At 71.4% G+C, this 9,677-nt stretch carries 9 protein-coding genes and 1 pseudogene; 6 read left to right on the plus strand and 4 right to left on the minus strand.

The genetic code is table 11. The features are described from left to right. On the plus strand, positions 1-1,322 hold a 1,322-nt coding region (locus NS220_RS20260), incomplete at its 5' end, for a hypothetical protein (protein ID WP_058625097.1). Positions 1,323-1,748: 426 nt separating this feature from the next. On the opposite strand, the gene NS220_RS16475 is transcribed toward NS220_RS20260, so the two are convergent. Next, positions 1,749-2,312 (minus strand): ribonuclease H family protein, encoded by a 564-nt coding sequence (locus NS220_RS16475; RefSeq protein WP_058625098.1) that lies wholly within the window; start codon positions 2,310-2,312, stop codon positions 1,749-1,751. A gap of 203 nt (positions 2,313-2,515) precedes the next feature. Here NS220_RS16475 and NS220_RS16480 point away from each other — a divergent pair, with 203 nt between their 5' ends. Continuing rightward, on the plus strand, positions 2,516-3,049 hold the full coding sequence (locus NS220_RS16480; protein WP_058625099.1) for a hypothetical protein: 534 nt from the start codon (positions 2,516-2,518) through the stop codon (positions 3,047-3,049). Positions 3,050-3,077: 28 nt separating this feature from the next. Here NS220_RS16480 and gnd read toward each other — a convergent pair whose 3' ends face one another. The 3 genes from gnd to NS220_RS16495 form a co-directional block, all read right to left on the minus strand. After that, positions 3,078-4,139: a phosphogluconate dehydrogenase (NAD(+)-dependent, decarboxylating) gene (gnd, locus tag NS220_RS16485; RefSeq protein WP_058625100.1), complete on the minus strand. Its 1,062-nt coding sequence runs from the start codon at positions 4,137-4,139 to the stop codon at positions 3,078-3,080. 119 nt (positions 4,140-4,258) lie between these two features. Then, the gene (locus NS220_RS16490) at positions 4,259-4,879 is read right to left on the minus strand and encodes a response regulator (protein ID WP_058625101.1); all 621 of its coding nucleotides are present in this window, start codon (positions 4,877-4,879) and stop codon (positions 4,259-4,261) included. Next, positions 4,876-6,042, minus strand: coding sequence for a sensor histidine kinase (locus NS220_RS16495; protein ID WP_058625102.1), 1,167 nt, complete (start codon positions 6,040-6,042; stop codon positions 4,876-4,878). Before NS220_RS16495 ends, NS220_RS16490 begins: the two co-directional genes overlap by 4 nt. A 147-nt stretch (positions 6,043-6,189) precedes the next feature. Here NS220_RS16495 and NS220_RS16500 point away from each other — a divergent pair, with 147 nt between their 5' ends. From NS220_RS16500 to NS220_RS16515, 4 genes and pseudogenes are all read left to right on the plus strand, one after another. Then, complete coding sequence (locus tag NS220_RS16500) at positions 6,190-7,251, plus strand: ABC transporter permease (RefSeq protein ID WP_058625103.1); 1,062 nt, start codon at positions 6,190-6,192, stop codon at positions 7,249-7,251. Then, the gene (locus NS220_RS16505) at positions 7,248-7,964 is read left to right on the plus strand and encodes an ABC transporter ATP-binding protein (protein WP_058625104.1); all 717 of its coding nucleotides are present in this window, start codon (positions 7,248-7,250) and stop codon (positions 7,962-7,964) included. Before NS220_RS16500 ends, NS220_RS16505 begins: the two co-directional genes overlap by 4 nt. Before the next feature lie 62 nt (positions 7,965-8,026). Beyond that, a complete protein-coding gene (locus NS220_RS16510) occupies positions 8,027-9,037 on the plus strand; it encodes a hypothetical protein (protein ID WP_058625105.1) in 1,011 nt (336 codons plus the stop codon). Then, a pseudogene (locus NS220_RS16515) lies at positions 9,034-9,677 on the plus strand (hypothetical protein); the annotation flags it as partial. The gene NS220_RS16510 and the pseudogene NS220_RS16515, both read left to right, overlap by 4 nt.

The raw sequence follows: 9,677 nt of genomic DNA on the forward strand, positions 1-9,677 counted from the left end.
GAACACCCCTCGCCGACCCCACCGCACGCTCAACGTCCTCCGCTTCCCCCTCCCCCCCCACCCCCACCCGGGCTCCGACCGCGACCGCCGAAGACCTGCGTCTGCACGCGTGGGACAGCGTCGTGCGTCAGGTCTCGGATGCCGCCGACGCCACCCTCACCCTCGCCTCGGGTGCCCTGCCCGTCGGGGTGGGCATCGCGGCGGGCAGCCTGGTGGGGCGGCCCACCACCGAGGGGGCGTACCGCTTCTCCCTCGAGGTCCGGGAAGGCAAGACGAAGAGGCTGCGGACGTTCGCCGGCACGGTCGGTCCCCTCAAGCGCGACCTGAACATCTCCCTGAGCCTCGACCAGCGGACCCCGATGTCGGTCACGGCGAAGGAACTCGATCGGATCGCCCGTCTCGGCGCGAACGCGACGCTCGTCATCTACTGCTTCATCTCCGACTCGACGGCGACCACGTTCACGCGCGTGTCCGATGACCGCATCGACGAAGCCTTCCGACTGGCCCGGGACCGCGGCATCCGCATCACGCTGGTCAAGCCGCACATCGTCACGGACGATCAGGGCGACGGGTTCTACCGCGGCAACTACGCTCCGGCATCCCTCGACGCGTTCTTCACGAACTGGCACGCGCAATTGCAGTACTTCGCGACCCTCTGCGCCCAGAACGACGTGGAGTACCTCGCTCTCACGTGCGAGCAACCCGCGCAGACCGATGCCTCGACCTACGACCGCTGGGTCCCGCTGATCAGGCAGCTCCGCGACACGGAGCCGGCGGTGAAGCTCACCGCGGCGTTCACGACGCTCGAACTCTTCCTCCTCTACACCTACTGGATTCCGCAGTCGACGCCGCACATGGCCCGGTTGCTCGATGTCCTGGGCATCAACTCGTGGATCCTGCTGACCGATCAGGTCTACACGCCCGATTCACCCAACATCACCGTCGACGATCTCGTCGCCGGATGGCGAGGCGCCGGGGGCCGCACCGACGACCACCTCGGAAAGCTCGAGGCCGTGTGCGACGGGCTGCGCATCCCCTTCCTCATCACCGAGGTCGGGGTGCAGCCGCGCGTCGACGGTCTCGCGAAACAGGACAACAGCTCCCCCGCCACCGGGGCCGAGAACTTCGACGTTCAGGCGTTGCTGTACCAGTCCGTCCTGCAGGCCCCCCTCCAGTCGCGGTGGTGCACCGGCGTCTCCATCTGGCACATGCGCGCCCCTTTCGCGTTCGGAACCCTCAGCGGAAAACGCCTGTACCCCGGCGAGAGCGTGCTGAAGACGGCACTCGCCGACACCCCCGCGCTGGCCCTGAAATCGTTCTGATCCGCTCCCGCCGCGCGGGCATCGGCCGACGGCCCTGCTCGACCTGCGGCTGGCATCCGTCGGCGAGAGCCTGCTCCGCCGGGACGGGGCGACCGGGTCGAGGACATTCGTGCCCGCCTTCGCAACGGACGCACGGCGGTGAGCTGCACGCCTCTCAGCCCTGGGGCGCGACGAGAGGGGGCCTCTCGGACGCGACCGCCTCGGGGTGCACGGAGCGGTAGGCGGCCAGGTCACGGACGTTCTTCTGGACCGCGACGACGGCGAAGAGGCTCATGGCGAATCCGATCTCCTCTCCCTCGAGTGCCCCACCCCGAAATGGCGGGGGGGGAAGGCACTGTAACCGGGGGGGAACATTCCGCGATCGTGATGCGCGGAGACGGCTATGCCGAACAGAGTACGAACTTCCCCGGTGAGGGATTCCCCGGCTCAGCGCCCGTTGCGATCCGCGGCCGCACGGGGGGGAGCCGACGAGACGTCGAGCTGGTCCAGCCCGCGCAGCGACGTCCAGATGAGCTCCTCGCCCTTGGCCGCGTGTTGCGACGCGCGCACAGCCCGCTCGTCGGCCCAGGAGTTCAGCACGTGCCCGCTGTGCCCGCGCACGTGCTCGAGAACGACGTCGGGGAGCCCCGCGGCACGACGGGCATCGCGCGCGGCGATCAACGCCTCGAGGATGCCGCGGTTGGCGACGGGCTTCTTCGCGCTCGTGACCCAGCCGCGTCGGCGGTGTCCGTCCATCCACGACGAGTAGGTGTCGATGGCGTACTTCGAGTCGGCCTGCACGACCAGCTCCCGCACGTCGCTGTGGTCGGTGATGGCATGCAGGAGCCCGAGGAGCTCGCCGATGTTGTTCGTGCCCTCGGGGATGGAACCGGCCGCCCAGTGGCCGTCCTCGCCCACCCACGCCCACCCCGCGGGTCCGGGATTGCCTTTGCAGGCGCCGTCGGTGGCGACGACATAGCGATCGGAGGTGGCGGGAACGGAGGTGCTCATCCTCCTAGTCTCCCCCGGCGGGTCGTCCGCCGACGCCGGGCCCCCTGCCCTCGCGCGCCGGAGCGGGCGAGGGCGCGGGTGAACCGGGGGCACGCGAGGCCGCGGATGGCCGTCGGGAGCTCCGGCGCCGGCCGCGCGAGGTGGGAGCCTGGCGGGACCGGCCGTCGTGCCACCCGCGGAACGCCCCCGAGAGAAAGCCCGCCATGTCGTCCACGTCGCCCTCCCGCACCCGCCTCCACCCCGCGGCCATCACCGCGCTCGTCGTCGGCGGGGCGCTCATCCTCGCCGCGATCGCCTTCCTGGCATGGGTCCTGAACTCTCAGCAGTCCACCGACGCGGACGACGCCACGAAGAGGCTCGTGCAGTGGCAAGAGGTCTTCGAGAAGTACCGCGAAGCCCACGGCGCGCTCCCCGACGTGCCCGACGGGGGGTACTGCCTCGGCACGGGCTTCCCCGTGGGCACCGGCGGCACGGCCAACTGCCGCGACTACGGCGCCTCGGCCAACTACTACACGGAAGAGGCCAGCGCTCCCCTCCTCGAGGCTCTGGCAACGGTCGGCGACCTTCCGCAGGGTGTTTCGACGCCGGTACGCGGCACGGTCGGCCCCTACGCGATCTACGAGGGGGCGACCGTCAGACTGCTCACCGCCGAAGACGGGGCGTGCGAGCCCCCCGCCGAAGAAGTCTGGAACGACGGCGGGGGACTGTTCATCTGCCAGGTCCTCCTGCAGCGCTGACCGCGTCGGAGGAACGACCCCGCCGAGCTCAGTTCTTCCCGCTGTCGGCCTTCTTCGAGCCCGCCTCGAGCACGTCACCGGCCGGCAGCTCCTGGTGTCCGCCGAACTGCAGGCGCATCGCCGACAACACCTGGTTGGCGAAGTGGTCCTCGCCGCGCGAGGCGAAGCGCTCGAACAACGATGCGGCGAGCACCGGCACCGGAACGCCCGTGTCGACGGCCGCCTTGACCGTCCAGCGGCCCTCGCCCGAGTCCGAGACGCGCCCGGCGAGACCGTCGAGCGTGGGGTTCTGCTCGAGGGCGGCGGCGGTGAGGTCGAGCAGCCACGAGGAGATCACCGAGCCGCGGCGCCAGAGCTCGGTCACGCGAGCCGTGTCGATGTCGAACTGGTAGAACTCGGGCTCCTCCAGCGGCGCGACCTCGGCGGAGTGCTCGCCTTGGTGCAGGCCCGCGTCGGCGTTGTTGAGCACGTTGAGCCCCTCGGCGAGCGCAGCCATGATGCCGTACTCGATGCCGTTGTGCACCATCTTGACGAAGTGGCCGGCGCCGGAGGGACCGCAGTGCAGGTACCCGCGCTCCTCGGTCGCATAGTCGCCGGTGCGGCCGGGCGTGCGCTCGACCTCTCCCGGGCCCGGGGCGATGGTGCGCAGCACCGGCTCGAGGTGCGCGACGGCTTCGTCGTGACCGCCGACCATGAGGCAGTACCCGCGCTCGAGGCCGAAGACACCGCCGCTCGTGCCCACATCGACGTAGTGGATGCCGGATTCGTTCAGCTTCGCGGCGCGGCGCACGTCGTCGCGGTAGTTCGAGTTGCCCCCGTCGATGATGATGTCACCCGGTTCGAAGACCTCGGCGACCTGGTCGACGACGCTGCCCGTGAGCCCCGCGGGGATCATCAGCCACGCGGCGCGGGGGGTGGCCAGCTTCGAGGCGAGATCGGCGATGCTGGTCGCACCGAGCGCCCCTTCCGCGACGAGGGCGGCCACGGCATCCTGATTCACGTCGAAGACGACGCAGTCGTGACCGTCCTTCATGAGCCTGCGGACGATGTTGGCGCCCATTCGTCCGAGACCGACCATGGCGAGTTGCATTGGTTCCCCGTTCATCGTGGATGGTTCATCGTGCAGGGGCCCGTCAGACGCCCCCTCGCGAGTCTAGGAGCGCGGACCCGCGTCGAGGTCCGCCTTGCGGGGCGGGGCGGGGGCGGTTCTCACCTCAGGATGCCGAGCGACCGGGCCGTCGACACGGCCGCCGTGCGCGAGGTCACGCCGAGCTTCGAGAACACGTGCGCCAGATGCGACTTCACGGTGGCGTCGGTGATGTGCAGGCGCTCGGCGACGTCGGCGTTCGAGGCGCCCCGCGCCACGAGCCGCAGAACCTCGATCTCGCGGGCGGAGAGGCTGATCCGCGGCTCCCGGAGACGGGCCATCAACCGCCCTGCGATCGCGGGTGCGAGCGCGCTGTGGCCGGCGGCGGCCGCACGGACCCCCGCGAGGAGTTCGTGCGGAGGAGCATCTTTGAGCAGGTAGCCGCTCGCCCCGGCCTCGACGGCGCCCAGGATGTCGCCGTCGGTGTCGTAGTTCGTGAGGATCAGCACGTACGGCGGGGCGGCGAGCGCGCGGACGCGCCGCGTCGCCTGCGCACCGGCGGCGCGGTCGCCGAACTGCAGGTCCATGAGCACCAGCTCGGGTGAGAGGGCGGTGGCCAGCTCGACGGCCTCGTCGGGAGTGGCGGCCTCCCCCACCACGTCGATGTCGGCCTCCGCGTCCAGGAGAGCGCGGACTCCCGCCCGCACGACGGGGTGGTCGTCGGCGATCACGACGCGGATCACCGCGAACCCCCGATCGGGAGCGTCACGGTGACGGTGGTGCCCGCCGTCGGCGCGCTCGTCACAGCGATCGTCCCGTCGAGCTGGTCGACGCGTTCGCGCATCGCGCGCAAGCCGAAGGAGTCGGTGCCGCCGCCCTGTGCCTCCGACGCGTCGGGATCGAATCCCCGGCCGTCGTCGGCGACGGTGAGCTGCACCGCCGGGCCCACCGTGTCGAGCACCAGGCGCACCCGCGTCGCCGCGGCGTGCTGGGCGACGTTGGCGAGGGCCCCCTGCGCGATGCGGAGCAGAGCAGTCTGCGCGTCCATCGGGAGCTCCACCTCGTCGCGCACGGCGACATCGACGTCGACCCCCGCATGCTCTCCCCAGCCGCGGGCGAGACGCTCCAGCGCCGGCCCGAGGCCCTGGGTGAGGCTGGGTGGCGCGAGCTCGCGGATGAAACGCCGGGTCTCGGCGAGGCCGTCGGCCGCGGTCTGACGCGCGAGGCGGATGTGAGCGATGCCGGGGCCCGTGGCATCCGCCCGCTCGGCGGCGTACAGCAGCATCTGGATGCTCGACAGCCCCTGGGCGACGGTGTCGTGGATCTCGCGCGCGAGACGCCCGCGCTCGGCGAGCGTGCCCTGCTCTCGCTCGGCCGCGGCCAGACGATCACGGGTCGCGAGCAGCTCCGCCATCAGCTCCTCGCGCTCGGCCGCGCGACGCTCGAGGGCGGCGTAGCCGAGACCGATCAGCAGGGCGACTCCGGCACCCACGACGGGTCCGACGACTCCCCCCACGGTGAGACCCCCGTGCAGGGCGAAGGCGGCGATGGTGAGGCCGGTGGTCGCCACCACCGCGAGGGGGCCGGCGGCCCGGGGCAGCACGTGCAGGTACAGGAAGAAGAGCGGGAACACGAGATACGCCGCCTCGGGCACCAGCCACACCAACGCGGCCCACACCACGGTCAGCGCGAGCACCCACACGATGCCCGCCGCCGAGCGCCCGCCGCGCGCGACCCACGCACCCGCGGCGTAGACGAGCCCGAGCGCGACGGCGAGAGCGATCGGGGTGACACCGACGCCCGTCACGAGCACGCGGACGACGACGAGAGCCAGCAGGCCCGCGAAGAGCGCGTGCAACCCGATGCGCAGACCCGCGAACACCGGGGCGAGAGGGCGATGAGACATGTCGCGATCCAGGCTACGGATGCCGCGCCCCCGGCGGATCATCCGAAAGGTGGAAGGAAGGTTCGCCCGAGACGGCGATGACCCGGCGGCATCCGGTGAGGAGGCTGGAAACACGTCGACGAGACCCGTCGACCGGAAGGAGTCGACGTGTACGTCGCATGGCGCGATCTGCGGTTCGCCCGCGGGCGGTTCGCCCTCATCGGGGCGGTCGTCGCCCTCATCACCCTGCTCGTCGGTTTCCTCTCGGGCCTGACCGGAGGCCTCGCCGCGCAGAACGTCTCGGCGGTGCTCGCCCTGCCCGCCGATCGACTGGTGCTGCAGCCGGTGGGCGACGCCGCGGCGACGTTCACCGACTCCGCGATCGATCCGGCCACCGTCGAGGCCTGGCGCACCACCCCGGGCGTCGACGCCGTCGCGCCCGTCGGCATCACCCAGACGCGCGCCGAGGGGCCGGGAGCGTCGACCGCGGTGGCCCTCTTCGGCCTCGACAGCGGTACGAGCTTCCCCGCGCCGCGCCGCGCCGACGAGATCGAGCTGTCGGCGGGAGCCGCGAAAGACCTGGGTGCGGTGGTCGGAGACAGCGTCACGATCGCCGGATCCGCGTATCGGGTCGCCGAGATCGGCGGCGACGCGTGGTACAGCCACACCCCCGTGGTCACGCTCACCGCGAGCGCGTGGACCGCCCTCGACGAGCGTCTGGGCGGAACGGGACAGCCGACGGTGCTCGCGGTCTCCGGCTCCCCCGCGTGGGACACCGTCGCCGCCGACACCGGCACCACGGCATCCGCTCCCCTGTCGAGCCTCACGGCTCTCCCCACCTTCCGCTCCGAGATCGGCTCGCTCGCGCTCATGATCGCCATGCTCTTCGGCGTCTCCGCTCTCGTCGTCGGCGCGTTCTTCACCGTCTGGACCATGCAGCGCTCGGCCGACATCGCCGTCCTGAAGGCCCTGGGCGCGAGCACTCCCGCCCTCGTCCGCGACGCTCTCGGGCAGGCCACGGTCGTCCTCGGCGTCGGGGTGGGGGTCGGTATCGGGCTCACCGCCCTCCTCGGCGCCCTCGCCGGAGGGGCACTGCCCTTCGTGCTGAGCCCTCTCACGACCCTCGCCCCCGCGGCGGTGATGATCGCGCTCGGCCTGCTCGGCGCGGCCGTCTCGCTGCGCACCGTTACCTCGTCCGACCCCCTCACCGCCCTCGGGAGCACCCGATGATCCTTCTCGACGACGTCACCCTCACCTATCCCGACGGCGACGCCCGCGTCACCGCCGTCGACCACGTCACGCTGGAAGGCCGTCCGGGCGTGGTCACCGGCATCACCGGCCCCTCGGGTTCGGGCAAGTCGAGCCTGTTGGCGCTCGCGGCGACCCTCATCCGCCCGGACTCCGGCCGGGTCATCGTCGACGGAGTGGATGCCACCGGCCTCGATGCCGCGGGGCGCACGGCGCTGCGGCGCGAGCGGATCGGCATCGTGTTCCAGCAGCCGCAGCTCCTTCCCTCGCTCACCGCGCGCGAGCAGCTGCGCGTGATGGCCGAGCTCGGCGGGCGGGGGCGCCGTGAACGTCGCGCCGCGGTACAGGGCCGGGTGGACGAGCTTCTGGATGCCGTCGGCCTGGGCGAGCTCGGCGATCGCCGCCCCGCCCACCTGTCGGGGGGTCAGCGCCAACGCGTCGCGATCGCCCGCGCGCTCGTGCACGAGCCCCGCGTCCTCCTCGTCGACGAGCCGACGAGCGCGTTGGACAGCGCGCGGGGGGCGACCATCATGGCGCTCATCGCCAGACTCACGCGCGAGCGACAGACCGCCACGCTTCTGGTCACTCACGACCTCGTCCACGGTGATGCGCTCGACGAGACGTTCGTGGTGACCGACGGCCGGGTGAACGTGGGCGAGAGCGCCAGTCGAGGCGGCAGAGGAAATACGCCGTAGGAACGATGTCGACAACGGCGCGGGTTGCGAGGGTGGGGGTTTCTGACATCACGGAGGACCACATGCCGCTGTCTCGCCCCCTTCTCGCACTCCCGGTCGCCGCCGTGGCGATCCTGCTGTTCGCCGGCTGCACCGGCTCCGCGTCGCCCGACGCGGCGGCACCGGGCGAAGCGGGATACTCATCCCCGCTGACCGAGTACCTGTCCGCGCTCTACGGCGGAGGGAGCAGCCCCGATGAACAGCAGGCCCAGCAACAGCAACAGCAGAAGAAGCGCGAAGAACTCGTGGCGACCTGCATGAAGAAGAACGGGTTCGAGTACACCCCCGATGTGCAGTCGCTGACCTCCCTCGTCGGTTCCGGCGAGGAGTGGAAGCCCGACGATCGACAGTGGGTCTCGCAGTGGGGGTACGGCGCCGTGGACTTCCCCGGCCGCGATGACGCGCCGGACCCCTCGGCGACGTGGGTCGATCCGAACGCCGACTATCTGAGCACGCTGTCCGACTCCGAGAAGCAGGCCTTCTCCGACGCGCTGTGGGGCAAGGCCCCCTCGGCCCCGGTCGATGAGACGACGGCGGACGCCGCGCCGACCTGGGATTGGAAGGCGGCAGGATGCCAGGGCGCCGCCCAGCACGAGGTCGGTGGGGAGGACCCCCTGCAGAGCGACGAGTTCGCTCCGTTGATGAACGCCCTGAACGAGCTCTGGCAGCAGACCGGTACGGAGCCGGGGATGAGTGAGGCGAACCGCGACTGGTCCGTGTGCATGGAGGAGAGCGGTCACCCGGGTTTCCGCACGCAGCCCGATGCGGCGACGAGCATCCACACCGAGCTCAGTGCGCTCTGGACCAGCGACGCAACCGCGTCCTCCGATGCGGCGGTCGCTCCGGACGAAGAAGCCCTCGCGACGGTCAAGAAGAAGGAGATCGACCTCGCTCTCGCCGATCTCGACTGCCGCGAAAAGACGGACTACTCCGCGCGCGCGCAGAAGGCTCAGGCCGAAGCGGAGACCGCGTTCGTCGCCGCCCACAAGACCGAGCTCGAGGCGCTGAAGGCCGCCGCGCAGGCGAAGCAGTGACCGCGCCCCTCGACGCCTCGAACCCGGACTCCGAGCACACGAGGACGCGCGCCCGGTGGGCGAGCGCGAAGGACCTCTTCCGTCGCAACCGCGCGCTGTGGGTGACGACGATCGTCGCCGTCATCGCGCTGTCGGCGGGCTTGGTCGTCGGTCGCTTCGTGGTCTCGCCGGCCGACGCCGCGGCGGACGCGACCGCGCCGACGCCCGGCCTCGTGACGGTGCCCGTCGCCTTCGGTCCGCTCAGCAATGACGTCATCATCCGCGCCGAGGTCGGCTACGCCGACCCCGTCCCGGTGCAGATCGACACGGCCGGACTCCCCGGCCCTGCCGTGGTCACGGGGCAGGTCCCGTCCGTCGGGACCGAATTCTCGGCCCTCTCCGTGGCGCTCGAACTGGCCGGTCGTCCGGTCATCGTCCTCCCCGGCGACCTTCCCTCGTACCGCACCCTGCGATACGGGGTATCGGGCCCCGACGTAGTGCAGTTCAAGTGGGCGATGCGCACGGTGGGACTGGATGCCGGCGACCCGGCGAGCAACGTCTTCGACGAACGAGCGGCCAACGCCCTCTCGTCGCTGTATGCGCAGGTGGGATACGCGCCCCCGGAGATCGACGACACCGCCACGACGGCGCTGCGCAGCGC

Origin of the sequence: Microbacterium testaceum, from assembly GCF_001476655.1 — a bacterium.
In the GTDB taxonomy this organism is placed as follows: domain Bacteria; phylum Actinomycetota; class Actinomycetes; order Actinomycetales; family Microbacteriaceae; genus Microbacterium; species Microbacterium testaceum_C.